Source organism: Gracilibacillus xinjiangensis (genome assembly GCF_042651765.1).
Lineage (GTDB): Bacteria > Bacillota > Bacilli > Bacillales > Amphibacillaceae > Gracilibacillus > Gracilibacillus xinjiangensis.
The window spans coordinates 1,316,510-1,341,423 of the sequence record NZ_JBHSDT010000004.1 but is presented as its reverse complement, the minus strand read 5'-3'; the positions used below and the strand labels follow the sequence as shown (position 1 = coordinate 1,341,423).

The following is a 24,914-nucleotide window of genomic DNA, read 5'->3' as shown; positions in this document are numbered from 1 at the left end:
CAGTGAATGCGGCCGTCATTCATAAGAACTAGCTTCTATATATATTATCGGTCGATGTTACTAGATGTTTAATATTTTTATTCATTTTTTTTTAATATTTCAAGTAATTTATTCGAGAGGCTTGCTGCTGCGCTATTTTCCTCTTGAATTGCTTGATAAACTTCCTTCCGATGTACCTCAATATTTGCAGGTGCAGATATACCTAACTTAACTTGGTCACCTTCAATAGCAATGACTTTTACTTCAACATTATCATTAATTTGGATTGCTTCATTCAGTTTTCTTGTTAGGACTAACATACTATCCCTCCTTTTCCGTGGAGGTTTGTTTAAAAACTGTTTCTCTAGTGGTATATACTTTATTTTTTGTAATATATTGCTTTGCTATTTTTTTACTTTGATTAATGATAATCGGTGCTTGAAGGTTAGCTGTACTTGATGTTAAAGGGTCTTTTACAGTGACGATTGCAAGGGCAAGCACATCTTCCTTATTATTTATCTCTAATTGTTCAACTGTTGTGTCATCTATTTCTAATTGATAATTTTTCACAAATAAGAATGGATCTATAACGACAAATGACGGATTAATTCCATTAGTTGATTGTAGTACTTGAAATAATCCATTCTTTTCAAAGTTAAGTATTACAAATTCCTTTTCTTCAATAAAACCAGGGATTCCGTTTGGAAAATGAATAATATCTTCCCTTGATATATCTAACTCACCAAAATATTTCGTTTCAATACGCATAAATTATAAATTACCCCTCTTATATTTCTATTTCAAAATTATTACCAACAAACTTTACATTCTCAAAATCAATTTCCAGCCAGTTTTTTTGTTCTAAATATATCTCTACATTACCACGTTGGTAATAAAATTGATTCTCCGTTGGTTTAACTTCAATTATAGGTTTGTTTGCTTTGTTGTTAACAGAGACTTCAGCAGGCTCATAGTGAAATTTCACTCCATCACCTGATGGAATCCAACCAATATTGAATGATTTTATTGGACGTTCGCCATTTTGTTTGGAAACCTGTACAAGTGGATTTCCTCCATTCTCAATTTTCATCATTAAATCACCTTGACGCCGGCGTTTCCGGGAACCTTCAATAGCTGTCTGCATTCCTTCTTTCGCATATTTTCGAACAGATTCTTCGACGGATATAATTCCTACATCTGCTAGAGCTTTTGATTGATCAATTGTTAATTTCCCTTGTTTCGTGGTAATGTTAATACTTGCATTTGGTTGGCTTATTGTTTGCTTTGCTGGTTCAGATTCAATTTGTAATTGGGCATTATTGATTTGTAACCCAAGCATTGCATTTTGTGACTGAATTCTTACTTGAGGTAATTTCACCTTTTAAACCTCCCTTTTATAAAAAAGCCTCACCCTTCTAACAGGTAAGGCTTTTTGTTTATCTTAAAAAGTCTAATAATGATGGTTGAATTACTCTCGCACCAGCACTTAATGCTGCACGATGGACTGCCTCTTGGGAAGTCAGATTCATTATTACCTCTTCTAGGTTAGCATTTTCATTTTTTGACATCATATCTTTAGCAGTTACGGTTTGTTCCTTGACACGACTTTCTACTAAGTCAATTCGATTTTGTCGTGCTCCAAGGTCTGCTCTTGCATTTACATTATTATTTATATGTGTGTCTATCACACCTATATATTCTGTGAATTCATTATCACTAAAAGATTCGTCTTCAAGTTTTTTTGTAAACTCTAATAAATCAGCAAATAAATCATTTTCTTCATTATTATAAAACTCATTAGCTTTTGTGTTAACAGGTAATTGAGAACCTGCTGACACTTCTAATTTCACTTGGTTGTTATTCCCATGAAATGTTACTTCTAAGGTGTCTTTGTCTATTTGAAAAGGTGGGTTACCGTTATCTCCCGTTGTTGCTGTTCCGCTAAATATATACTTATTATTTACTTTGGTGTTCGCAACATCAAGAAGTTGTTCTCTCAATTGCTTGACTTCCGCAGCAATATTACCCCGTTCGCCTTCTTCATAAGTACCATTTGCAGCTTGAACAGCCAATTCTTTCAATCTCTCTAAAACTTTCTGGTTTTTATCTAATGCTGAATCGGTATTGTCTAACCAATTATGTACTTCGCCAATATTACGTTCATATTGTTCGTTTTGGTTAACAACGGTACGATAATTCATCCCTTTCATCGCAACAACCGGGTCATCTGATGGCCGGTTAATTTTCTTACCAGTTGATAATTGTTCCATATATGTTCCTAGATTTTGATAACTATTGCTTATATTCCGTAACATATTGTTTGTTAACATACTTTGAGTTACCCGCATTGATCTACTTACCTCCCAACTAATCCCATGTTATTAATAATTCGATCCAACATCTCATCAACAACTGTCATATTTCTAGCAGCTGCGTTATAGGCATGTTGAAATTGGATTAAATTTGTCATTTCTTCATCCAATGAAACAGAACTGATCGCTTGACGTGATTCGTTTACTTGTTGTCTTAAAATTGCTGAGTTGTTTTGCATTCTCATTGATTCTTCAGCAACCACACCCATTTCTCCAATTACTGATTCGTAGAAACCCTTAATGGATTGTTTATCTTTTAGTTCAGCACTTAGATCTTCTATAGCAGCTTTACCATCTTCTGAGAATTGTTCATAACGTTTGGTGTAAACTTCGGTTAATTTTATTGCATTCTCACCATTACCAGTTGAACCTCCAGTTGAATTACCATCTTCATCAAATTCTTCCGTTGAAGCTGCTATTAACTCAGGATCTTTTATAATATCTTCATTTACGGTAATAGTCGCTGCAGAAGTGCCATTAAAGAAAACAACACCAGTAGTATTATTAAGCCCATAACCGGACCTATGTACAGAGTTAAATTCTTCAACAAAATTAGCAACCATTTTATCTAAGTCAGCTAAAAATTCATTAATTTCACCTGCTGGTTCTCCACCATCTAAATAGCCAGAACCATCAATCATTGCTTTCAACTTTCCTTGTACATCATATTCATTTCCTGCTATTGATGCGGTTGCAGTTAGAGTACCATCACTTAAATTTTGCAATTGATCTTCCGGTTTTATATTTCTATCAGGATTAGCAAAATATAATGTTTCTAAATTATGATCATCATCAAAGTCAGCAAAAATATGATTAACTGCCTGATCACTTCCAACCTGACCACTATTACCCGTACCGTCTACTAACGTAATCCCTTCACCTTTTAACTCGATAGAGACGAGTCCTTCGGCAATCGGGCTTGGTTGTCCCGAACTTTTTTTATAGGATAATTCAATATCAACATATTGAGACAGTTCATCAATAAGCAGATCTCTTTGATCGTATAAATCATTAGGAACATAACCGTGCGGTTCTATTTTTGCAATCTGGCCATTCAATTGATTTATTTGATCAATAGTCGAATTAATTTCAGTACCTTCCACTCCAATTTCGATTGCATAATTTTCTCGAACACCTTGGAGTGAAGATTCGATATACCTAAAAGCTTCTGCCACAGCTATCCCACGTTCTTTAACAACAGATCTTGTCCCTGCATCTTCCGGGTTCGTTGATAAGTCTTGTATTGACTTCCAAAATAAATCAAATGTTTCAGACAGCCCTTGGTCTGTTGGTTCATTTAGGATGGATTCCAACTTACTCATCATATCCGCTTTCGCCTCATAATACCCAACCTTCGTATTCTCCTGACGATACTGCTTATCAATAAAACTATCACGGATCCGCTCAATCGATCCTGCCGCAACTCCTGAACCAACTTGTCCAGCAATTTCCGGACGGTTCCGTGATGCTGGCGGATATGGTGATGTCTGCGCAAAATTTACACGTTGTCTCGTATATCCCTCCGTATTGGCATTGGAGATATTATGCCCTGTCGTATATAAAGCCGATTGCTGTGCATGAAGTGCACGCTTGGCTACCTCTAAACCATTAAATGTTGAAGCCATTCTTTTTCCTCCTACCCCTTATGCCCTATGCTTTCGAATCAAATACCGAGCGTTTTGACCGTTGTGGCTGGGACTGATTCGTTTTATTTCCATAATTATAGTTTTTCAATGATGGCTGTACCATGTCCAATGATAATTGTACAAATTGCAGCGATTGTGCTGTAAGCTGACGATTTAGATCCTCTTGGCGACGCAATTCCATTAACAGTTCTGCCAGTCTTAATGTGACATCTTCTAACGCTTTCTGTTCATCACCTGTTGCATGTTCCTCAATGATTTCGGAGACTGAAATCCCTGGATCCAGTCTGTTTGCATTTGCCCAGTCAGCTACTGCATCGATTCGTTTTTGTTCTGTTTGATTAATTGCCTGTACGTGTTTTTGTTCTTTGTTCATCAATGCTCGTAATGCATCAATCTTGCCTTCCTTTAAAAGCTCTGTCTTCTGTTTCGATATATCAAGTAAACTGGCATGCAGCTTTGTCATTTTTTCTAATAATTGAATAATAAGTTGAACTGACATAATATTGTCTGCCCCTTCAGTCTTTCAGTTTAGGCTTTCCAGAAGTTTAATAACTTCTTCGCTGTTTCTTGTAAATCCGGCTTATACTCGCCCTTTTCTACTTGTTGTTTTAATTCATTCACATAGCTTTGACGGCTATCTTTTGATTGCATTTGTTTCGCTTGATTGGAAATTTCTAATTGATCCGATGTCTTCGATGTATGTTTTGCCTGTTGTTTTGGCGTATATTTCTGATTCTGATACGGATTGATATTGGATTGATTTGGTCCATTGATTTTCATGACCTTTCACCTCTTTCTTTCCGAACACGTCATAGTTTCCTAGTTATATTATCGACCGTATATGAGAAAAGTTAAGTATTATTTTATCAGTTTTATCGTGGAATATACAGTGGGGTTATTTAGCAGGCCTCCTGAAGAATTTCGGAGGCTCTAATTATTCCTTATCAATCACGCGTGAAATAAGTGATATTCTTACCGTCTTTATCGTTTCTCTTCTTAATATCTTCGACCTGATTATGGTGGTTTATATCAGACTGAATGGTATCAACACAATCATCACATAACTTCCCTGCCCCGATTTCCTTGCCGCATCTCTCACAAGGGTACGTCAAATTTGGAAATTGAGATGGACGCAATCGCTTTTCTTTGACAAATTGCAAAATTAAATCATGTTCCACACCTGTCTCTTCCACAATTTCCGGTATTGTTGCTTGTCTGTTTGTCCGTATTTTCAGGTAATTATAAACAATCTGATATTTCTTTTCATCTTCTTTACTGCAGTCCTGACATATTGGTTTTGTTGCTTTTGCAAATAACTTATCACAACGGATGCAATTTGCTAACTCTGCCATAATAATGCCTCCCTCTGGTGAAATCTATCTTTCTGAATTATATCATTGTACTGTTATTACGTTAAGCTATATCTAACGAATTAGAGTAAAACTGTGAATTTGTGAACATCCGTCATCCGCTAATAATTTGGCTGCATGATGAATCGTCATGCCTGTTGTATAAATATCATCGACCAAAATAACGGGACTGTTTAGTGATTTTGATAAAATAAATGGATTTTCTGAGTGAATCCGCTCTTTTTTGGTCTTTTTCGATTGTTTTTCTGAGCTTTTGGCTTTTCTTGTTAACACTGTTTCAATTGGTAGCTCTAAAACTTTCGCAATTGCTTCAGCCTGATTAAACGCCCGCTCAAACAATCTCTCTTCCGTCAATGGAATTGGCACAATAGTCGCCTTCATTTTCCGGTAATATCTCTGAAACTCGTTCAATATATACGGCCGAAAAACTTCAATTATTTGATAATCACCGCGAAACTTCCATTGTGCTACTAATTCTTGCATAAAAGGCGTGTATGGAAACACCGCCCTGTTCTGTTTCAAAACACTCTTGTAATCAGGATGGTTATTCCATGTAACACAATCGGAACAAAAATCACGTGTCTCCATCTTCCGTCCACACTTCTCACAAATTACATCACCAATCAATTCCAGCCTTTCTTCACATTGCTGGCATAAATACCTCTTCACAGGTGGCAGCAAAAAATTGGCCCAGGTAATATCGATTGGTATCATCGTTTGACATACAAGGCATCCACTCATAGTTTACTTCCTTTCCTGTTCATCTGTTTAATTTGGCTGATCGCATCTACCATCGCATTCGTTTTCCCTTGATGGATCAATAACACATCACCAGATGGGTCTTTCGGACTCCGACCAGCCCTTCCGGCAATTTGAACAATCGCTGCCTCATCAAACACCTCATGCCCTGCATCTAAAATCACGACATCAATTGACGGAAACGTTACACCACGTTCCAAAATCGTTGTAGTAATTAATAAATCATACTGCTTGTTTCTGTATGCACTGATTTTCTCCTTTCGTTCCGTGTCCTCGGCATGGACCGTTGTAAACGGGAGCGGGAATTCAGCAAGCATCCCTTCCATTTGAGACAGCATTTCCACTGTTGGAACAAAAAGCAGGAATTGACGCTCTGGTGCTCTGCTTCGTATAAATGCCGAAAGACTTTCTGGCAATTTTGACTGTTTCAGCTTTTTACGGAGTTGGATGTCAAGCATCAGTTGAGGGATTGGTAATGGATGGCCATGGAAACGAATCGGAACGAAGATGACTGGGAGTTTCTTTGTTTCAATTTTTCTTTTCTCTTTTTTTCTTGGAGTTGCGGTGAGGTAGACAGTAGTGGCATCTTGCTTTTTGGCACGGTCGGCTAATTGATGGAGGCTTTTGTCATTATGGTAAGGAAAGGCATCGAGTTCATCAATAATCATTAAGTCAAATGCCTTGAAATAACGAATCAGCTGGTGGGTTGTCGTGATAATGAGTTGTCCTGTTTCTTTTCTGTCTTCTGTCCCGCCGTATAGTGCTTCCATCTCGGTATTGGGAAATGCTTGCTGAAGGCGGGGAGATAGTTCGCGGACAACATCTGCCCTTGGAGTGGCAAGGCAAATACGCTTACCTTGTTTGATCGCTGTCGTGATACCAGGGAAGAGCATTTCTGTTTTGCCGGCGCCGCAGACTGCCCAGATGAGCAGTTCTTGTCCTGTCGCAGTGACGGCTTGTTGAATGGCATCTGCCGCTTGCAGCTGATACTTGGTCAGTGATCCCTCCCAGTGACAGGGTTTTTTCTGTTCCTGCCAGGCTGGTTCATCTCCTGCCCAAAGGTACAATTTTTCACAAAAAAGGACTCTGCCTGTTCGGAGGCAGTTGCGGCAGTATGGGTGTGATGTATGGCAGCGGGCACATGGAATGAGAGCAAAATGTTGAGGTTTTGTTGTTGTGCACCGGTTACATTGGTAATGGAATAAATGTTTGGTAATGGCAGGGATTGTTGTTAGTTGCTTTGAATGGAGTAGTTGCTGGATGGTGTATTCAGGTAAATTGATTTCGTTGCGGAGTAAGAGTTTTCCTGAGAGGGTTTGATTGGGGGTCACGGGGAGTCCTCCTTTATATTGGGGAGGCGAGAAGAGTCTCGCCTTTATTTATTTTTTATACCAGCTAAGGCCTAGAGCACCTTCGCCCAAGTGTGTGCCGATAACCGGGCCGAAGTAGCTTACGATTACTTCAACATTATTGTATTGCGATTCCAGTTGCTGTTTAATTTGATTGGCGTCATCTTCTCTGTTCGCATGGATAATGGTTGCCTTGATTTCTGCACCAGTGCTTGCATCTTCTTCGAAAAGCTGGAAGATTCGTTTCATTGCTTTCTTTTCTGTTCTTATCTTTTCAAATGGAACAATTTTTGTTTCTACAAAGTGTAGGATTGGTTTGACTTGAAGCATGCTTCCGATAATTGCCTGTGCACCATTTAATCGGCCGCCGCGATGTAAATGTGATAAATCTGCAACCATGAAATATGCTTTGATTGATTGTTTAATTTGGTCTAATCGTGCGATGATGGTTGCTGCATCTTTACCTTTCTTTGCTAGTTTTGCTGCTTCTAACACATAGAATCCTTGGGCAAGACAGCTAAGTTCTGAATCGTATGGAAAGAGTTCAATATTCTCTGCCATATCTTTTGCAGTAACACTTGTTTGGTAAGTACCACTTATTCCGCTCGATAAAGTAATAATGATTGCCTGGTCATAGTCTATGGAAAGCTTTTCAATCGTTTCCATCATCACTCCAATAGATGGTTGAGATGTTTTCGGTAATTGATCGACTGTTTTTACTTTTTGATAGAATTCCGCTGCTGTTATATCTATTTCTTCACGGTATGCACTATCGCCAAACACAACACTAAGCGGCACCATATGAATGTTATGTTCATTTCTTATTTGTTCAGGTATGTATGATGTACTATCTGTAATAATTGCGACACTCATAACATCGATTCCTTCCTTAAAAAGTTCTTGCCTACTATTTTACCTAACTATACGGTAATTGCCTAGTGGTAATATGATGGAAAAAGAATTTTTTTCCATTTACAATTTTATATTATATGGGTTGGAGAGCTTATTTTACTCTCTCACAAATAGAGGTAACAACTTCTATCCATTAAAAAATAGCCCTAACGTTCAGGACTATTCTTATCATTATAAAATTTCTACCCAGCCTTTTTTGATTGCGATAACTACTGCTTGGGTACGGTCTTTTACTTTCATTTTTTGCAGGATGCTGCTCACATGGTTCTTTACTGTTTTCTCACTGATATATAAAGACTCGGATATTCCTTTATTGCTCTTTCCTTCCGCTAGCAATTGGAGAACTTGGCACTCTCTTCTTGTTAAAAGATGGAGTGGTTTACGGTGGTCCACTTTCTTCAATTTTGATAAAGTATTGTCAGATCCGTATAACGCATCTTCTTCTGCCACTAAGCGGCGGTATTCTTTTACAAGATTATGGGTTACTTTCGGATGGAGATAGGACCCACCATCACTAACTACAGTTATCGCTTCAATCAGAGCGTCAGAATCCATTTCTTTTAGCAGGTAGCCTTGCGCGCCAGATTTTAAGGCATGTGTGACATAGTTTTCATCGTCATGGATCGAAAGAATGATGACTTTTACACCAGGATATTTGTTTAGTAATTCTGAAGTTGCTTCAACCCCGTTAACACTTGGCATATTGATATCCATTAACACAACATCCGGCTTATGTTTTTTTACAAGGTCAATTGCCATTGAGCCATCATCACCTTCAGCTAGCACGTTAAAATCAGATTCTAACTCAAGGATTCGCTTTACACCTTCTCGAAATAATTTGTGATCATCAATTAATATAATATTTGTTGTCATTAATAAACCTCCTCAATTTCTCTTCTCTCATCTATTTTGTTAATTTCAATTTTTTGTCTGAAAAAGTTACTAACCTTTACTATTATACACATTGTCATAGAAATGTGTAAATTTTAGGTTTTAATTGGGATAATTATGAATACTTTGGTGCCTTTACCTATGTCACTCTTGATCCTTAAGTCTCCACCCAACATGTCTATCCTCTCATGCATGCCAATAATCCCAAAGGAATTATCCTTTTTGTTTTCCCGGTCAAATCCTACCCCATCATCATTAACAAGTGCCAGGACTTTTTTATCTGTGATCTCCAGTTTTACATCAATGCGCTCTGCTTTTGCATGTTTGATCGCATTTTGAATGGATTCCTGAATTAAGCGAAATAGTGCAACCTCGTATTGACTCGGCAATCTGTCATCCATTGAACGATATTGAAAATGAATATTGGAATGCTGCTCTTCTAATGTATCTATGTATTTTTTAATTGTCGGAATTAACCCAAGATCATCTAAAGCCATTGGCCGCAGATCATAAATAATACGTCTTACTTCCTGTAATGAGGATCGAATCAATGAACGAACACTTTTCATTTCCTTCATTGCACAATCAGTATCACCTTTACGATAAGTTCTTTCAACGATTTCTGACCGCAATAAAATGTTTGCTAACATTTGGGCAGGACCATCATGCATTTCACGTGACAGTTTTCTCCTTTCCTCTTCTTGTGCTTCGATGATGCGTAGTCCAAACGCTTGCTTTTCTTGCGCATCTTGCAGGAGATCAGAAATGTGTCTAAAATCTTCACTTAAATAGTTTAGGACGATCGACACTTTCCCCATCAGGCCTTCTGCTCGTTCAACCATCTTCTCAAGTGATTTAAGTCGCAGTTCCAGTTCATCTCGCCGTTCCCGTAATGCTTTTTCCTGATCACGTTTAACAACAAAGTCTGATTGTACTTTGTGCGCATTGTCGTACGCTTCTCTAATCGTTTCTTCAGAATATACAGAGAAATTTTTACTAACGACAGACAACTTTTTTCTCGCAGCCTTGGCCTTTTTCTCTAATTGATCACCCTCTTCGATCGTTAGAGATACCTTCTGCTTTAATTCTTCTAATTCCTTATTGATTCGTTCGTGTTCTTTGCGAGACTCTTCAGAAATGTTAAATACTTCATCTTTACTGTTTTTTACTGTATCTATCATCTCTTGTATAATATAATCTAAATCACGGTCCCAGTTATCCATAATCTCTAACTCTCACCACCTAGTTTCAATGACATAATTCGAATTATTCAGTACTTTTTATGGGGGCATTTTCACATTTATATATTCTTTCATTTGTAATGATTTTACACTTAATCCTATCAATTATACAAATATTTTTCAGGAGGGGAAATAATGTTAGACCAGTATTTTACCGTAAAGCCAGAAGGTTGGGATGAACAAATCATCCAAAAGTCTCGTTTCATTGGTTATGTGAAACGAGTGGAAACAGAAGATGCAGCAAAGGAATTTATTCAAGAGATCAAGAAGAAACATGCTGATGCAACACACAATTGTTCCGCATATATGATCGGTGAACATGATCAAATTCAAAAAGCCAATGATGATGGTGAGCCTAGCGGAACAGCCGGTGTACCAATCTTAGAAGTATTAAAAAAAAGACAGTTAAAAGACACTGCCGTTGTCGTCACACGATATTTTGGCGGGATTAAACTTGGTGCCGGAGGACTGATACGTGCATATGCCAGTACCACATCTCTAGGAATTAATACAACCGGTGTTGTGGAACGAAAGAAAATGAACCAATTTCTCGTGACAGTTGAATATACACTTCTAGGCAAATTAGAAAACGAGATCCGTCAAACCAATTACCTGTTAGATCATATAGAATACTTAGATCAAGTAACGCTTCGAATTTATGTTAACAGTGGTGAGGAAGAACCATTCCATGAGTGGATCATAAATACTACGAATGGTACGGCTCAAATAAAACAAGGTGACTCAAAATATGTAGAAATTGATGTGCCAAATCCGTAAATAATGATTATTCCCCGGGAAATTTACTTTTAAACGAGTGTGAATAAAAAAGTTTCGATACCAGAATCGTTTATTCACACTCCTCTCTTTATTATTCTTTAATTGACAGTACGTTAGACTGCCTAATTTCTTGTGTTAATTTCTTTATAAAATCTTCCGAATTGTTAATTTGTTGTCTTTCTGTTTGATCTAGCATTTTCTCTAATATCGATCGATATATTTCCTGCTCCGACAAATTATCACCCCATTTGCATCTATCTTCTGTAGTATATGTGTTTCGTTTCAAACCGTGTCGTTATGTCTGTTTTATAGAGAATTCCTTTTCTAAAGTTATCAGAGTAATCCTTTGGCTATCGTATTCTTTATAATTAACCTGCTATTATTTATCTATTAGATGGCCATCAAACATAGCGTACAATATTGTTTCAGGAATAGCAAAAAAGTATATTTTGTTTAAAGAAACTTCTATCATTCTCTAACTATTTAATCATATATTCACCTAGAATCATACTAGTTTTTCACAAAGGACGGAAATTCTTGAAGATTATACCTTTTTCGCGGAACGTTCTTTTGCTGGTTTCTATCTTCTTCATCTTCAGCTAACTAATGACTGATCTATAGTTAATCACAGTTTAAAAATTTACTAGAAATAAAAATGCCAGTCACTCTCTTTTCCAGTGGCTGACAACATTCATCTTTCGTCTTTTTTTAATGCTATTTATTTAATGACTTTTTTTCCATTTATTAAATTCTAAAAACTGTTTGAACTCTTCTTTTGAAATACCTGAATTCATCGCATCTTCTGCCAATTTCAGCCATTCCTCATCCAATTGATCGCGAATAGCTTGATCATTTTGACTCATTAATAATTCATTAACTGTTACACCAAGAACTTTCCCTATCTTCTCCATAAATTGGATGGATGGATTTGACTGAATTCCCCGTTCGATGGAACTTAAATAGGATTTAGCTACACCTGCTTGTTCTGCCACTTCGGAAAGCGACATTCTTTTACCTTTTCTAAGTTCTTGTATTTTTGGACCGATCATCATGTTTCACCCACTTTCTATTGCGTTTTCATTATAACATAATCATTCATTATCGTTCTATATAAAGTTTCATTTTTTGTCGAATAATGAATAATTAGTGATTAATCGTATGATGAAATTCAAAAATTAGTTATTTTTCCCTATTATAGTTCTTAATTCAGAATGATGCAACAATTATCCTTCCAAATAGTTTTATAATTCGTTTACTCGACAGAATAACATGTGATTCTAAAATAATATTTTGGTACAATACCATTAATATTATGAACAAAAGGGAGATCGAAAATGTCAAATAAGCAAACGAATCGGCCACTTGTCTTAATTGCACTCGTTCTATCCATGTTTATGGCTGCAATTGAAGGTACCATTGTTGCTACAGCTATGCCTAATATTGTGGGAGATTTAGGTGGATTCACGCTATACAGTTGGGTTTTTTCCAGTTTCTTATTAATGCAGGCAATTACAACAATGGTTTATGGCAAGCTAGCTGACCTGTTTGGCCGCAAACCGGTATTTATGTTTGGAGTCATCATATTTCTCACAGGGTCGATATTATGTGGTTTGGCTCATTCAATGACAGCACTTGTTATATACCGACTTATTCAAGGTATAGGAGCTGGTGCGATTCAGCCAATTGTGACGACAATCGTTGGAGACATGTACACACTGAAAGAACGGGCAAAAGTTCAAGGCTACTTAGCAAGTGTCTGGGGAATCTCTTCAGTCCTTGGCCCGCTGCTTGGCGGTGTTATTGTCCAGTTTATTGATTGGGCCTGGATTTTCTGGATGAACATACCGCTTGGCATTCTCGGGATCATCGGTGTTTATCGTTTCTTCCATGAAGATGTTGGTAAGGAAAAGAAATCAATTGATTACATCGGTTCTGCTTTATTTTTAGTCGGTATATCTGCCTTAATTATTGTTTTTGTCCAAGCAGGAACAGTCTGGACATGGACTTCACTTGAGACAGTTTCTCTTTTGTTACTATTTATTGCATGTATGGGGCTGTTTGTATGGCAGGAAAAAAGGGCAGTATCACCAATGATGCCGCTTTTTCTCTGGAAAGATCGATTAATTATTATCGCAAATCTGGCAACATTATTTTCTGGCATGATTATATTAGGGCTGTCTAGTTTTCTGCCAACATATGTACAAGGGGTGATGGAAGAGTCAGCGATTGTTGCCGGCTTTACATTAAGTACAATGTCGATTGGCTGGCCAATTTTTGCTACGGTTGCCGGACATTTAGTGTTAAAGATCGGCTTTCGAACAACTGCTCTTTTAGGGGGAACCGCACTGTTAATCGGGACCTTCCTGTTCTCATTACTTGATTCGGATAAAGGACCAGTCTACGCGGCAATCAGTTCATTCATTATCGGTGTCGGGATGGGACTGTCCAGCACTACCTTTATTGTCTCGATTCAAAATCATGTGGATTGGAATGTGCGTGGTGTTGCTACATCCTTAAATATGTTTATGCGGATCATCGGAAGTGCTGTTGGTGCATCATTTCTAGGCGGGTTGATGAACCAGCAAATGAGAAAATATTTTCAGGAAGCAGAAGTTAATGCAGAAATTAGCAACACAGAAATATTACTTGATGAAGAAATGCGCCAGACTTTTGATCCTAATGAACTGCTCGCAATACAGGATGGATTAAGTTTTGCCTTACATAATGTGTATCAGGGATTATTTGTAATCGGCCTCCTCACATTTATTATTCTATTATTTTTCCCGAAAATATATCCGAAAGATAAGTAATATTAGGTTTGTCTTATTGATAAGCCTTTTTTTACCCAATGGAAGAAAGCGCTTATTTTTTGTGGTATAATAAAGAAAAGCCAGCTGTAATATGGGAGGGAGTATCAATATGAAATTATCAAACATGATTCTTCATAAGGATATATTGCTGATTCATGCGGATATTAATAACAATGACTATATTTTCACAGTGAAATGGACAATGCCTGTAAATAAAAAAGGTGGCGAATGGGAGCTGAAATCCTATCAAAATAACTCTAATGGTGAGCAAGATTTGTCCAATGATCAAGTCCAGGCATTTCTCAATCAAATCAATCCAGAATGGGATTGGGAGAAAGATAAGGAACAGATTGAGCGGGTTATTGATCAGGATTAGATTTACGGAACGATTATACCATGATACCATGCGTTCCGTAAATAATCGATGCTATCTTTTGGATACAGTCTTCCCAAGAAGCTAACCGCTCGTATAGAAGATAGTCCAAAGAATGGTTATTCCCTTTAGTTCAACTGTTCTACGGCGATTTGTTCGAACCATTGCAGGTCCTTATGCAAATCAACCACTTTACCGACAACAATCATGGAAGGATTGCTAATCTCGCCCATTCTTTTTTCTATATTTTCTAATGTACCAATAACTGTTTTTTGGTGTGTAAATGTTCCCCAATGAATGATTGCAACAGGAGTATTGGGGTCAAGTCCTGCTTGTATTAAATATTGTGCAGTTTTCGGAAAGTGTCTTACCCCCATATAGAAGCAAAGAGTGTCTGCTCCTTTTGCAATATGTTCCCATTCTTCCACTGCACGGTTATCCGGATTGGATGCATTGACAAAGCTCACAGAACCACTTATTCCCCGGTGTGTTAACGGTATCCCTGCATAAGCTGCAGCACTGATGCCTGATGTAATTCCCGGAACAATTTCAAAAGGGATATTCTCTACTTTCAATACTTGCCCTTCTTCCCCGCCACGGCCGAATATAAATGGATCTCCACCTTTTAGCCTTGTGACAACTTTTCCTTGTTTGGCATGGTGAACTAGTAAACGATGAATTTCCTCTTGAATCAAACCATGTAATCTCGGTTTTTTTCCGCAAAAGATCAACTCACAGCCTTCTTTCGCATAATCTAACAGTTCTTTATTAATTAATCTATCATATAGAATCACATCAGCTTCTTTAATTGCTCTTAAACCTTTTAATGTTATTAGTTCCTTATCTCCCGGTCCCGCTCCTACGATGTAAACTTTACTCATTTGCTTGCCATTCCCTTCTCGTTTGCTTCTTTATCTTCTTATCTGCTTTTACTTCATATTTCAGTAAAACGAATGTAATCATAATGGTTAGCAGTAATAATACTACAGTATAGAATGACTGGTGAACAATCATTTCTGTTAAGCTATAGGCAATGACTAATGAAATAATGGGAGATGTAATCCAGACTTTTGCAATCTGGTGAACTATTTTTTGTTTCCAGACATCTTTCCAGCTTTTCGTTGCACTAATACCTACAATAGCAGTCGTTGTCACTTGTGTCATAGGAATCGGAATACCCAGGAAGGACGCGATAATAACAAGGAATCCTGTTGTACTGGATATCACTACACCATTTGCTAGTGATAAGCTCGTAATTTTCTTTGCATTTGTTTCCAATACCTTGCCACCGAACAAAAAGCTTCCAAATGCTACAATTACTGCGAATAATGGCAAACCGACTTCCATTGACATAATATCTGCACCTACTAAAGGACCTAGAGCATTTGCGACATTGTTCATCCCTGCTGCAATCGCTTCAAAGAAACCAGTAAACATCAACAGTACTGCCAGCAATTTATGGGATGGTTTCATTTTAATTTTATGATGAAATTTTGTACGTAACTTTTCAAAAGTAAATGTAATCATAAATGCAAGAAAGGGAATTATTAGCCATAAGCTGACAATATGAAAGATACTCGTTACATAAAGTTGCTGAAACGAGATACCTACACCAACAATCGCACCTACTGTAACTTCACTAGTTGATAAAGGAATACCGATAGAGTTTGTGATTAATAGTGTTCCGCCAGCGACTAACAGGATAATTGCCGCAATGGGAACATCAATAATCTCTTCGGAAATAATTCCTTTGCCTAACGTGTTTGTTACATGCTGACCACCCCATAATGCACCAATGATCGCACCTAATCCCGCTAAAAACAATGCTGTTTTCCTGTTTTTAATTACCTTTGCTCCATAAGCGACCCCCATACTCGCTGCAGAACCACTTGCTCCTATATTAAATGCAAACAGACACGCCGCTAATATTGCAATAATCACTAACATTTTCATCCTACTTCCTTATATTAAAGTTGGCAACACATTTTATATAATAAAAAACTCCCACTTTAGCATAAAGCAGAAGTTTTACCTCCTTCTTATCTGCCAAGTGATATACTTGCTGGAATTAGCACAGTACATAATGCCTGTTGCTGAGATTTCTACGGGCCAGCCCCTCCATCTCTCTTGATAAGAATTGTTATTGAATCGTATTCTTAATGAAGTATTCGGTTAGTTTCTCTCGATAATTACTGGGTATTTGTATTGAATATAATGGCAAAATTACTTATTGTCAATAGTGGTATTTATTGAAATAATAGGCTTTTCGGCCGAAAACCCTTATATCCCATACATTTACTAGGTTTTAATTTTTTTTAGAAAATTTCCTTGATATTTATACTGGAGAATTGTATGATAGTATGTATAGTATTTCCATTAAAACTAAATAATTCGTTTTACACTTATCCAGAGAGGTTTAGGGACTGGCCCGTTGACACCTCAGCAACCAGCATATTCGATGCATGGTGCTAATTCCAGACGGTATTCTTACCAAAGATAAGGAGATTAGTAAACCTTAACCTTACAGGGCTTTCTTCTTATCAAAGAAGAAAGCCTTTTTCAATTTAGAAAAAGAGGTAAAATTTGCATTAAAGGATGTGGGCCTGTTGAAACATATTGAAACTATACTTGCAAAAATCGGAAATGAATCAGATCCAAAAACTGGAGCAGTAGAAGCTCCGATCTATTTATCGACAGCATATCAACATCGTACGATTGGTGAATCAACGGGATTTGATTATACAAGATCCAAAAATCCTACGAGAGATATTGTCGAAGAAACGATTGCTAAATTAGAAAATGGATCAAAAGGATTTGCCTGTACATCGGGAATGGCAGCAATCCAGCTTATTTTTTCCCTATTCGAAAAAGGTGATCAAATTATTGTAACAGAAGATGTATATGGTGGAAGTTACCGCCTGTTTGATCATTATCAGAAAGCATATAATATCAAACCAACTTATGTTACTCCTGATCAAATTGAAGCAAATATTACGGACAAAACAAAAGCTATTTTTATTGAAACACCTACTAACCCATTATTAATTGAATTAGATATAAAAGAGATTGCCGCAATTGCTAAAAAACATGATTTACTGTTTATTGTTGACAATACATTTTATACCCCATATTTACAACAGCCATTAAATGATGGTGCCGATATTGTTATCCATTCAGCTACAAAGTATTTAGGTGGTCATAATGATGTACTAGCTGGCTTAGTTGTTGCGAAAGGGGAAGAACTCTCTGAAAGAATAGGTTATCTTCACAATGCAATAGGTGCTGTGCTTTCACCATTTGACTGTACGCTCTTAATTCGCGGGATGAAAACACTTAGCTTAAGGTTAGAGAAACAACAGCAAAATGCAAAGGATCTCGCAACATTTCTAACAAATCATGAATTAGTTACAGATGTACTTTATCCTGGCAGAGGTGCAATGATGAGCTTTCGTGTGAAAGACAAAGAAATGGTTGCAGGTTTTCTATCAAACCTTGAAACTATTATATTCGCGGAGAGCTTGGGTGGTGTCGAAAGTTTTATAACTTATCCAACAACCCAAACACATGCAGATATTCCAGAAGAAGAACGGGACCGTCGTGGAATCTGCGGCAGACTGCTGCGCTTTTCTGTTGGGATTGAACATATAGAGGATTTGAAGAATGATATTAATCAGGCGTTAATCAAAAGCAAGGAGGGAATTGTTCATGTCTAAACACCAGCTAGAAACGAAATTAATTCACGCAGGGGTGAACCAAGGTTACCAGGAAAGAAAGACAGGTGCTGTTAACCCTCCTATCTATTTGTCATCAACATACCATCAGGATGAGTTACATTCATTTGGACCTTTTGATTATAGCCGTTCAGGAAACCCGACAAGAGAAATTGTTGAAAAAACCATTGCAGAATTAGAAAATGGAATAGCAGGTTTTGCTTTTTCTTCTGGAATGGCAGCAATTTCCTCTGCCTTTCTGTTATTAAAGGCAGGAGACCATGTTGTTGTAACAAAAGATGTCTATGGCGGAACCTTCCGTTTTGTCAGTCAATTGCTTACACAATTCGCTATTGACTATACCTTTGTTGATATGACAAAAAATGAAGAAATTGAGCAAGCGATCAGACCTAATACAAAGGTTATCTATATCGAGACACCTGCTAATCCTTTATTGCAAGTGACAGACATTCGGAAAACAGTACAATTAGCCAAACAAAATAATGCCCTCACATTTTTAGATAATACTTTTATGACACCACTTTATCAAAACCCGCTTGACTTAGGTGTTGATGTTGTCTTACATAGTGCAACGAAATTCCTGTCAGGACACAGTGATATAGTAGCAGGATTAGCTGTAACAAATGATGAAGAGTTAGCAGGACGATTGAAGTTTGTACAAAATACATTCGGTGCCATTTTAGGTGCACATGATAGTTATACATTGATTCAAGGGATGAAGACTCTGGAAACAAGACTAACAAAATCTAGTCAATCCGCTGACAAAATTGCTCACTTTCTTCAAGAACATCAAGCTGTTGAAAAAGTGTACTATCCAGGTTTAAAGGAACACCCTGGTTATGAGATTAACAAGTCACAGGCTCGCAGTGGCGGTGCTGTGCTATCTTTTCTTTTAGATGGAAAAATTGATTGTCAAAAGTTTGTAGAAAGCATAAAGTTACCAGTATTCGCGGTAAGCCTTGGAGCAGTAGAATCTATTCTTTCACACCCTGCAACAATGTCTCATGCAGCAATGCCCCCTGCCGAACGAAAAGAGCGAGGTATTGATGATCGACTATTCCGCTTATCTGTCGGTATTGAAAATGTGGACGATCTTGTGGAAGATTTAACGCAAGCATTGGAACAGTCAGTTGTAGTAAGGAATTAAGTTATCAACGAACAAGAAAGGTCGGTAAAGCTTTACATTGCTTTATCGGCCTTTTTTGGCATCAATTTGACTAGTTGGGCATAATTCATTGCTCTTAGGCTTCCTCTTCTTTGAGATATTATGGCTTTTCAATGCCATCACGGCTGCTTTATCCTCACGCTTTGGCTTTTAAACACCTTTTCAATGCCATCACGGCTGCTCTTCGCTCACGATTTGGCTTTTAAACAGCTTATCAATGCCATCACCACTGCTTTTCGCTCACGATTTGGCTTTTAAACAGCTTATCAATGCCATCACCACTGCTTTTCACTCACGATTTGGCTTTTAAACAGTTATCAATGCCATCACCACTGCTTTTCACTCACGATTTGGCTTTTAAACACTATTTCAATGCCATCACGGCTGCATTTCCTCACACTTTGGCTTTTAAACCGCTTATCAATGCCATTACCACTGCTTTTCGCTCACGCTTTGCCTTTTAAACACTATTTCAATGCCATCACCACTGCTTTTCACTCACGCTTTGCCTTTTAAACACTATTTCAATGCCATCACCACTGCTTTTCACTCACGCTTTGGCATTTAAAAAAACTGACAAAAAAAGTTGTCCAGAATATATGGACAACTCCTTACACATTATTTATCTGTATTCGTTAATGCTTCTAATGCAATCTTTTTCTCCATTTCAATAGCTTGCTTCATTTGATCTGTATGGGGATTATAATCTTCTGCCAGATCTGCGTCAGCATAACCATCTATTGCAACAATTGCTGCAGCACGGACACCCCTTATGCTCGCAATTGTAAATAGTGAGGCAATTTCCATTTCAACAGCTAGGACACCTGCATTTTTATATTCTTCATGAGGAAAAGCAATTGCTCCTTGATAGAATACGTCTAGTGTCAATGTAATACCATGGTGTGAGTCTATTGATTGTGACTTCGACAGTTCAATCAAACGATTGGTTAAAGTTAAATCAGCTACTGCCGGAAAACCTTCAGGTACAATTTGGCTGCTTAATCCATCTCGTCTGACAGCTGCTGTACTTATAACAAGGCTGCCTGGTTTCACTTCTTTCTGATAAGAGCCTGCAGTTCCAACTCGGATTAAATACTTCACACCACCTTGGATTAATTGTTCAAAACAGACTGCTGCACCTGGTGAACCTACACCATGGCTAACAACCGCGATATACTCTCCCTGGTAAAATCCAGCATACGTATGATACTCACGGTTTTGAGCCAGTAATTTGCTATCATCCAAATCTTCCGCAATAAGCTTTGCCCTCTCTGGATCCCCACAAACGATCACTTTTTCCGGTAAATCTTTTGCATCTATTTTTAAATTTGGCAAATACATATCAATCAAACTCCTTTTTTAACCATTCATCATCAGGCATATAAGCATCATCTATTGAAAAGCGTTCTTCTTTAAATGGATCCCCATAATTATGGAAATCATTTCGCTCCCAATAGCCTGGACGATCTTCTTCCATAAATTCAATTCCGCGAATCCATTTTACGCTTTTCCAGAAATATAGGTGTGGAACAATCAGGCGGAAAGGATAGCCATGTTTTGGAGATAGTGGTTTATTATCATAACTGTGTGCGATCAGGATATCCTCTTTCAACAAGTCTTTTAACGGCATATTACTTTCATAATCATGATCACCATATACCATCACATACTTTGCTGTATCTTTCACATTAATTACCTTTAAAAAATCTGTAAATTTTACCCCGGTAAATGTGTTGTCAAATTTTGACCAGCGGGTAACACAATGGATGTCACGAACAATCGATGTCTGCGGCATGCTCATTAGATCCTCATATGTGAATACTTTCTCTTCTTCAACTTCACCAAAGACTCTTAAATTCCAATCTTTTAAATCATATTCAGGTACTTCCCCTTCATGAAGGATAGGGAATTTCGTTGTTAAGGTTTGTCCTGGAGGTAATCGATCTCCATATTTTTCGTTTCTTGGCGGCACTTTAGACTTTTTCAATCGATCTGCTTTTTTTGACATTTTTGGTAACCTCCTTCAAAATTATCGTGAGCTTCCTGTACTATTTTTCAGTGCACTTAACTGTGTTTTATCTTTAAAAATAAACATTGCTAATATTGTAATCACATAAGGAAGCATTAACGTAAAATTAGTTGGTATATTTAAACCTTGTAATCTGATACTAATTGCTTCAGTAAAACCAAATAATCCACTTGATAGAAATACGCCAATTGGATTCGACTGTCCTAGCATTGTTGCAACAAGGGCAATAAATCCACGTCCAGCTGTCATATTTTCACTAAACATCGTTACTTGACCAAGAGAGAGCTGAGCACCTGCTAATGCACATAGTACACCAGAAATGAGCACTGCCTGATACTGTATCCTCTTCACTTTGATCCCTTGGCTTTTCGCTGCAACTGGATTAATTCCAACTGCATCGAAATGTGAACCTGACACACTTTTCTTGAAAAAGATATACATGGAAATGGTGCAGACAACTCCTAAATACACAATTGGCGTTTGTCCTGACAGTAGGTTTCCGATAAAAGGAATATTGCCTATTACCGGTATCTCCCATGTTGGCAATCCTTGCATTTCATTGCTGTAGTATGCCCCTTGAACATTAAATATTGTTCGTAAAGCAAATGTTGTCATACCAATTGATAAGAAGTTGATCGCAATCCCCGTTACAATCATATTCGCTTGTAAATCAATCACCATATAACCATATAATGCAGAAAAAATCGTTGTTCCAATGACAGCAATCAATATTGCTAACCATACATTGTTGGTAAAAACATTGGCTGCAATGCCGAGAAACGCTCCCATCAGCATAAGTCCATCTAAACCGACATTAAAGACACCAACACGTGAACAAATAGCACCACCTAAACCTGCTAACAGAAGAGGGGCCATCATTCGTAATGTCGAATTGATTAAAGATAAATCAAATAAACTGTCCATCTTATTTCCCCTCTTTCTTTCTTTGTTTTAGAAATGCAAAAGTGAATTTTGCGGAAATAAATAAAATCAATACAGCTTGAATGATACCGGAAATGGAATTAGGCACATCTGTATTTCTTTCCACACCTAATGACCCTGTATCGAGTGCTGCTAAAAAGATCGCTACAATTGTTGTCCCAATAGGGTTAGAGTTGGCGAGAAGTGCTGCCATTAAGCCAGTCCATGCAAATTGCGGATTCGATAATGCCCCTTCAATAAAGCGATAATGCATTCCAAGCACTTCCACACTGCCGGCAAGACCTGCAAGCATTCCACTTATTAAAAGACTGATAAACATTGTTTTTTTACGGTTAATCCCGCCATATTGTGCAAAGAAAACATTCTGCCCTAACATCCTTACTTCATAGCCAAATGTCGTTCTTTTCATAATAAAAGCAATCACAATGGCTAAAATAATTGCAATTACAAAACCATAGTGCAGATTCATACCTGTTAACATTTTCGGCAGACGACTTGCTTGGTCAACCATCACAGTTTGCGGGACACCACCAGCACTTGATGTATCACGAAACGGCTCGCTGACAAGGTAACCAGCAAACAGTACCGCTATGTAGTTAAGTAACAATGTCGATATGAGCAAGTTGATTTGGAATCGCTGCTCCATCCATCCGGAAAAAAAAGAATAAAGCCCTGCAATGATCATACCTGCTGCGATGGAAAGAATCATATTAAGAAAGCCTTGAAATGGTAAAGAGACTGTAACAATCGCTGTTGTAACTGCCCCCATTACAAGTTGACCTTCAGCCCCAAGGTTAAAGAATCCTGCGCGAAAAGCAAAGGCAACCCCCAAACCAGCTAAAATAATGGGGATCGCTCTTTCTAATGTATTGGTAACAAAATAAAGATTCCCGAATGCACCTTTCCACATTTCCTGGTAGGTCACAACAACTGATTCACCTGAAAGGATTATTGCAACCGTACCAACCAGAAGCCCTACTGCAACTGCTAATAATGGTTGAACAAATAGAGTGGCACTTGTTTTTATTTTACTCAATTGTTACCACCTGCCATTAAAATACTTAATTTCTCTTCACTTGCATTGTTTCGATCAAACTCACCGGCAATTTTGCCTTCATACATGACTAAAATACGATCAGATAATGCCAATACTTCCGATAATTCAGAAGATATAAGTAGAACTGCATCCCCATTATTTCTTTTTTCAATAAGCTGCTGATGAATGAACTCCATTGCCCCAATGTCTACCCCGCGAGTTGGTTCAGCTGCTAATAAGAATGGAGTATTTTTCTGAATTTCTCTTGCTGCAATCAATTTTTGCAAATTGCCACCAGATAAATATTGGGCACTTGCGTCAATGGATGTTGCTTTTACATTGAATTTCTTGAGACTATCTGCAACATATTTGCGAATTGCTTTTAATTTTAATACACCTGACTTTTGAAAATTTGGTTTTATATAATCTGTCATCATCATATTGTCAATCAAATTTGCTTCTTTTGCTGCACCCCATAAGTAACGATCTTCTGGTATATGTGAAAGTCCTGCATCTCTAATTTGCTTCACTGTTTTGTTCGACAAATCAGTTCCATTTAAACGGACCGAACCATTTTCAATTGGGGCAAGACCAGTAATTGCTTGAATCAATTCTGATTGGCCATTTCCCGAAACTCCAGCAATCCCAACAATTTCACCATGGTGCACTTGAAAAGTAACATTGTCTAGCAATTTTTTTTCTGTATCTTTGTCTTTCATCCTAATGTTTGTGACAGATAATACTTCACTGCCTGTTTCTTGTTCTGGCAGTGGATTTGCTTTTAGTTCTCTCCCAACCATTAAACTAGATAATTCTTCGGGATTGGTTTCCTTTGTTGATAATGTTCCAGTTACTTTCCCATCCCTCAAAACTGTAACCCGATCGGACACTTCCATTACTTCATTTAGTTTATGTGTAATTAAGATAATGCTTTTCCCCATTCTGACCAGCTCACGCAAGCTTGCTAATAAGTCTTTTACTTCAATTGGTGTTAACACAGCGGTTGGTTCATCAAGAATAATTACATCAGCACCTTGGTATAATACTTTCAATATTTCCACACGCTGCTGTATCCCCACAGGAGCGTCCCCTGCAATTTGAAGTGGATCTATATTCATACCGAACTTTGCCGCTAATTGGGCAACTTCATCTGCAGCTTTTTTTCGGTCATATCGCCATCCTTTTTTAGGTTCATTATGGAATACGACATTTTCTGCAATTGTGAATGGAGGAAAAAGCATGAAATGTTGATGCACCATGCCAATTCCTAAGGCAATAGCATCATTGGGACTCTCAATATTTTGTTTCTTTCCACTTACAACGATCTCACCTGATGTGGGTTTTTCCATTCCATAGAGCATCCGCATAAGGGTTGTCTTACCCGCACCATTTTCTCCGACAATTGCATGGATTTCTTGTTCGTTTAATGAAAAATTAATGTGGTCATTTGCTGTAAAATCACCATATTTTTTTGTAATACCATTTAGTTCTAACAACAATCGAATTCACCTTCTTTGTTGAATGATAGAAGA

The 24,914-nt window shown here is 37.6% G+C and carries 27 protein-coding genes and 2 riboswitches; of the genes, 5 read left to right on the top strand and 22 right to left on the bottom strand.

The genetic code is table 11. The annotated features are described in order from the left end of the window. Positions 1 to 77 precede the first annotated feature (77 nt). From csrA to ACFOY7_RS10560, 13 genes are all read right to left on the bottom strand, one after another. On the bottom strand, positions 78 to 299 hold the full coding sequence (gene csrA / locus ACFOY7_RS10620; protein WP_390252022.1) for a carbon storage regulator CsrA: 222 nt from the start codon (positions 297 to 299) through the stop codon (positions 78 to 80). Between the two features lies 1 nt (position 300). Further along, positions 301 to 747: a flagellar assembly protein FliW gene (gene fliW / locus ACFOY7_RS10615; protein ID WP_390252021.1), complete on the bottom strand. Its 447-nt coding sequence runs from the start codon at positions 745 to 747 to the stop codon at positions 301 to 303. Positions 748 to 766: 19 nt separating this feature from the next. Further along, on the bottom strand, positions 767 to 1,357 hold the full coding sequence (locus ACFOY7_RS10610; protein WP_390252020.1) for a DUF6470 family protein: 591 nt from the start codon (positions 1,355 to 1,357) through the stop codon (positions 767 to 769). A gap of 58 nt (positions 1,358 to 1,415) precedes the next feature. Next, entirely contained in the window at positions 1,416 to 2,327 is a 912-nt protein-coding gene (gene flgL, locus ACFOY7_RS10605; RefSeq protein WP_390252019.1) for a flagellar hook-associated protein FlgL, read from the bottom strand. A gap of 8 nt (positions 2,328 to 2,335) precedes the next feature. Further along, positions 2,336 to 3,976: a flagellar hook-associated protein FlgK gene (flgK, locus tag ACFOY7_RS10600; RefSeq protein ID WP_390252018.1), complete on the bottom strand. Its 1,641-nt coding sequence runs from the start codon at positions 3,974 to 3,976 to the stop codon at positions 2,336 to 2,338. A gap of 25 nt (positions 3,977 to 4,001) precedes the next feature. After that, positions 4,002 to 4,496 (bottom strand): flagellar protein FlgN, encoded by a 495-nt coding sequence (locus ACFOY7_RS10595; RefSeq protein ID WP_390252017.1) that lies wholly within the window; start codon positions 4,494 to 4,496, stop codon positions 4,002 to 4,004. Between the two features lie 29 nt (positions 4,497 to 4,525). Next, the gene (gene flgM, locus ACFOY7_RS10590) at positions 4,526 to 4,777 is read right to left on the bottom strand and encodes a flagellar biosynthesis anti-sigma factor FlgM (RefSeq protein WP_390252016.1); all 252 of its coding nucleotides are present in this window, start codon (positions 4,775 to 4,777) and stop codon (positions 4,526 to 4,528) included. Between the two features lie 164 nt (positions 4,778 to 4,941). Then, positions 4,942 to 5,349, bottom strand: coding sequence for a TIGR03826 family flagellar region protein (locus ACFOY7_RS10585; protein ID WP_390252015.1), 408 nt, complete (start codon positions 5,347 to 5,349; stop codon positions 4,942 to 4,944). Positions 5,350 to 5,421: 72 nt separating this feature from the next. After that, positions 5,422 to 6,108: a ComF family protein gene (locus tag ACFOY7_RS10580; RefSeq protein WP_390252014.1), complete on the bottom strand. Its 687-nt coding sequence runs from the start codon at positions 6,106 to 6,108 to the stop codon at positions 5,422 to 5,424. Next, positions 6,105 to 7,457: an ATP-dependent helicase ComFA gene (locus ACFOY7_RS10575; protein WP_390252013.1), complete on the bottom strand. Its 1,353-nt coding sequence runs from the start codon at positions 7,455 to 7,457 to the stop codon at positions 6,105 to 6,107. The genes ACFOY7_RS10580 and ACFOY7_RS10575 overlap by 4 nt, the downstream gene beginning before the upstream one ends. A 48-nt stretch (positions 7,458 to 7,505) precedes the next feature. Further along, entirely contained in the window at positions 7,506 to 8,348 is an 843-nt protein-coding gene (locus ACFOY7_RS10570) for a DegV family protein (protein WP_390252012.1), read from the bottom strand. Positions 8,349 to 8,558: 210 nt separating this feature from the next. Further along, complete coding sequence (locus ACFOY7_RS10565; protein ID WP_390252011.1) at positions 8,559 to 9,260, bottom strand: response regulator transcription factor; 702 nt, start codon at positions 9,258 to 9,260, stop codon at positions 8,559 to 8,561. 113 nt (positions 9,261 to 9,373) lie between these two features. Further along, positions 9,374 to 10,501 (bottom strand): sensor histidine kinase, encoded by a 1,128-nt coding sequence (locus ACFOY7_RS10560; RefSeq protein WP_390252010.1) that lies wholly within the window; start codon positions 10,499 to 10,501, stop codon positions 9,374 to 9,376. A 153-nt stretch (positions 10,502 to 10,654) separates the two neighbouring features. On the opposite strand from ACFOY7_RS10560, the gene ACFOY7_RS10555 reads away from it, so the two are divergent. Continuing rightward, entirely contained in the window at positions 10,655 to 11,296 is a 642-nt protein-coding gene (locus tag ACFOY7_RS10555; protein ID WP_390252009.1) for a YigZ family protein, read from the top strand. 91 nt (positions 11,297 to 11,387) lie between these two features. On the opposite strand, the gene ACFOY7_RS10550 is transcribed toward ACFOY7_RS10555, so the two are convergent. Further along, positions 11,388 to 11,531 (bottom strand): hypothetical protein, encoded by a 144-nt coding sequence (locus tag ACFOY7_RS10550; protein ID WP_390252008.1) that lies wholly within the window; start codon positions 11,529 to 11,531, stop codon positions 11,388 to 11,390. Between the two features lie 487 nt (positions 11,532 to 12,018). After that, on the bottom strand, positions 12,019 to 12,345 hold the full coding sequence (locus tag ACFOY7_RS10545) for a helix-turn-helix domain-containing protein (RefSeq protein ID WP_390252080.1): 327 nt from the start codon (positions 12,343 to 12,345) through the stop codon (positions 12,019 to 12,021). A 285-nt stretch (positions 12,346 to 12,630) separates the two neighbouring features. On the opposite strand from ACFOY7_RS10545, the gene ACFOY7_RS10540 reads away from it, so the two are divergent. Together ACFOY7_RS10540 and ACFOY7_RS10535 are read left to right on the top strand one after the other, a co-directional pair. Beyond that, entirely contained in the window at positions 12,631 to 14,106 is a 1,476-nt protein-coding gene (locus ACFOY7_RS10540) for an MDR family MFS transporter (protein ID WP_390252007.1), read from the top strand. 109 nt (positions 14,107 to 14,215) lie between these two features. Then, a complete protein-coding gene (locus ACFOY7_RS10535) occupies positions 14,216 to 14,482 on the top strand; it encodes a hypothetical protein (RefSeq protein ID WP_390252006.1) in 267 nt (88 codons plus the stop codon). A gap of 125 nt (positions 14,483 to 14,607) precedes the next feature. Here ACFOY7_RS10535 and cobA read toward each other — a convergent pair whose 3' ends face one another. Further along, positions 14,608 to 15,360: a uroporphyrinogen-III C-methyltransferase gene (gene cobA / locus ACFOY7_RS10530; protein WP_390252005.1), complete on the bottom strand. Its 753-nt coding sequence runs from the start codon at positions 15,358 to 15,360 to the stop codon at positions 14,608 to 14,610. Further along, a complete protein-coding gene (locus tag ACFOY7_RS10525; RefSeq protein WP_390252004.1) occupies positions 15,353 to 16,432 on the bottom strand; it encodes an inorganic phosphate transporter in 1,080 nt (359 codons plus the stop codon). Before ACFOY7_RS10525 ends, cobA begins: the two co-directional genes overlap by 8 nt. 83 nt (positions 16,433 to 16,515) lie before the next feature. Next, positions 16,516 to 16,616, bottom strand: a riboswitch (SAM riboswitch). Positions 16,617 to 16,878: 262 nt separating this feature from the next. Then, positions 16,879 to 16,982: riboswitch (SAM riboswitch) on the top strand. A 103-nt stretch (positions 16,983 to 17,085) separates the two neighbouring features. On the opposite strand from ACFOY7_RS10525, the gene ACFOY7_RS10520 reads away from it, so the two are divergent. Both ACFOY7_RS10520 and ACFOY7_RS10515 read left to right on the top strand, forming a co-directional pair. After that, positions 17,086 to 18,192: a methionine biosynthesis PLP-dependent protein gene (locus ACFOY7_RS10520; RefSeq protein ID WP_390252003.1), complete on the top strand. Its 1,107-nt coding sequence runs from the start codon at positions 17,086 to 17,088 to the stop codon at positions 18,190 to 18,192. Beyond that, positions 18,185 to 19,357 (top strand): aminotransferase class V-fold PLP-dependent enzyme, encoded by a 1,173-nt coding sequence (locus ACFOY7_RS10515; protein WP_390252002.1) that lies wholly within the window; start codon positions 18,185 to 18,187, stop codon positions 19,355 to 19,357. The genes ACFOY7_RS10520 and ACFOY7_RS10515 overlap by 8 nt, the downstream gene beginning before the upstream one ends. Positions 19,358 to 19,993: 636 nt before the next feature. Here the strand turns inward: ACFOY7_RS10515 and ACFOY7_RS10510 are convergent. Genes ACFOY7_RS10510 through ACFOY7_RS10490 form a run of 5 tightly spaced genes read right to left on the bottom strand, consistent with a single transcriptional unit; the run spans position 19,994 to position 24,881 of the window. Continuing rightward, positions 19,994 to 20,716 (bottom strand): nucleoside phosphorylase, encoded by a 723-nt coding sequence (locus ACFOY7_RS10510; protein ID WP_390252001.1) that lies wholly within the window; start codon positions 20,714 to 20,716, stop codon positions 19,994 to 19,996. 1 nt (position 20,717) lies between these two features. Next, on the bottom strand, positions 20,718 to 21,383 hold the full coding sequence (locus ACFOY7_RS10505) for a sulfite oxidase-like oxidoreductase (protein ID WP_390252000.1): 666 nt from the start codon (positions 21,381 to 21,383) through the stop codon (positions 20,718 to 20,720). Positions 21,384 to 21,404: 21 nt separating this feature from the next. Further along, entirely contained in the window at positions 21,405 to 22,328 is a 924-nt protein-coding gene (locus tag ACFOY7_RS10500) for an ABC transporter permease (RefSeq protein WP_390251999.1), read from the bottom strand. Between the two features lies 1 nt (position 22,329). Then, entirely contained in the window at positions 22,330 to 23,382 is a 1,053-nt protein-coding gene (locus ACFOY7_RS10495) for an ABC transporter permease (protein ID WP_390251998.1), read from the bottom strand. After that, on the bottom strand, positions 23,379 to 24,881 hold the full coding sequence (locus tag ACFOY7_RS10490; RefSeq protein WP_390251997.1) for an ABC transporter ATP-binding protein: 1,503 nt from the start codon (positions 24,879 to 24,881) through the stop codon (positions 23,379 to 23,381). The genes ACFOY7_RS10495 and ACFOY7_RS10490 overlap by 4 nt, the downstream gene beginning before the upstream one ends. Between the last annotated feature and the right edge of the window lie 33 nt (positions 24,882 to 24,914).

Excerpts from the sequence above, each read along its gene's own strand:
- ACFOY7_RS10500 (WP_390251999.1), bottom strand. The coding sequence starts at position 22,328 with ATGGACAGTTTATTTGATTTATCTTTAATCAATTCGACATTACGAATG.
- cobA (WP_390252005.1), bottom strand. The coding sequence starts at position 15,360 with ATGAGTAAAGTTTACATCGTAGGAGCGGGACCGGGAGATAAGGAACTA.
- csrA (WP_390252022.1), bottom strand. The coding sequence starts at position 299 with ATGTTAGTCCTAACAAGAAAACTGAATGAAGCAATCCAAATTAATGAT.
- ACFOY7_RS10545 (WP_390252080.1), bottom strand. The coding sequence starts at position 12,345 with ATGATCGGTCCAAAAATACAAGAACTTAGAAAAGGTAAAAGAATGTCG.
- flgK (WP_390252018.1), bottom strand. The coding sequence starts at position 3,976 with ATGGCTTCAACATTTAATGGTTTAGAGGTAGCCAAGCGTGCACTTCAT.
- flgM (WP_390252016.1), bottom strand. The coding sequence starts at position 4,777 with ATGAAAATCAATGGACCAAATCAATCCAATATCAATCCGTATCAGAAT.
- ACFOY7_RS10505 (WP_390252000.1), bottom strand. The coding sequence starts at position 21,383 with ATGTCAAAAAAAGCAGATCGATTGAAAAAGTCTAAAGTGCCGCCAAGA.
- ACFOY7_RS10595 (WP_390252017.1), bottom strand. The coding sequence starts at position 4,496 with ATGTCAGTTCAACTTATTATTCAATTATTAGAAAAAATGACAAAGCTG.
- ACFOY7_RS10580 (WP_390252014.1), bottom strand. The coding sequence starts at position 6,108 with ATGAGTGGATGCCTTGTATGTCAAACGATGATACCAATCGATATTACC.
- ACFOY7_RS10515 (WP_390252002.1), top strand. The coding sequence starts at position 18,185 with ATGTCTAAACACCAGCTAGAAACGAAATTAATTCACGCAGGGGTGAAC.
- ACFOY7_RS10560 (WP_390252010.1), bottom strand. The coding sequence starts at position 10,501 with ATGGATAACTGGGACCGTGATTTAGATTATATTATACAAGAGATGATA.
- flgL (WP_390252019.1), bottom strand. The coding sequence starts at position 2,327 with ATGCGGGTAACTCAAAGTATGTTAACAAACAATATGTTACGGAATATA.
- ACFOY7_RS10585 (WP_390252015.1), bottom strand. The coding sequence starts at position 5,349 with ATGGCAGAGTTAGCAAATTGCATCCGTTGTGATAAGTTATTTGCAAAA.
- fliW (WP_390252021.1), bottom strand. The coding sequence starts at position 747 with ATGCGTATTGAAACGAAATATTTTGGTGAGTTAGATATATCAAGGGAA.
- ACFOY7_RS10525 (WP_390252004.1), bottom strand. The coding sequence starts at position 16,432 with ATGAAAATGTTAGTGATTATTGCAATATTAGCGGCGTGTCTGTTTGCA.
- ACFOY7_RS10510 (WP_390252001.1), bottom strand. The coding sequence starts at position 20,716 with ATGTATTTGCCAAATTTAAAAATAGATGCAAAAGATTTACCGGAAAAA.
- ACFOY7_RS10570 (WP_390252012.1), bottom strand. The coding sequence starts at position 8,348 with ATGAGTGTCGCAATTATTACAGATAGTACATCATACATACCTGAACAA.
- ACFOY7_RS10555 (WP_390252009.1), top strand. The coding sequence starts at position 10,655 with ATGTTAGACCAGTATTTTACCGTAAAGCCAGAAGGTTGGGATGAACAA.
- ACFOY7_RS10540 (WP_390252007.1), top strand. The coding sequence starts at position 12,631 with ATGTCAAATAAGCAAACGAATCGGCCACTTGTCTTAATTGCACTCGTT.
- ACFOY7_RS10565 (WP_390252011.1), bottom strand. The coding sequence starts at position 9,260 with ATGACAACAAATATTATATTAATTGATGATCACAAATTATTTCGAGAA.
- ACFOY7_RS10535 (WP_390252006.1), top strand. The coding sequence starts at position 14,216 with ATGAAATTATCAAACATGATTCTTCATAAGGATATATTGCTGATTCAT.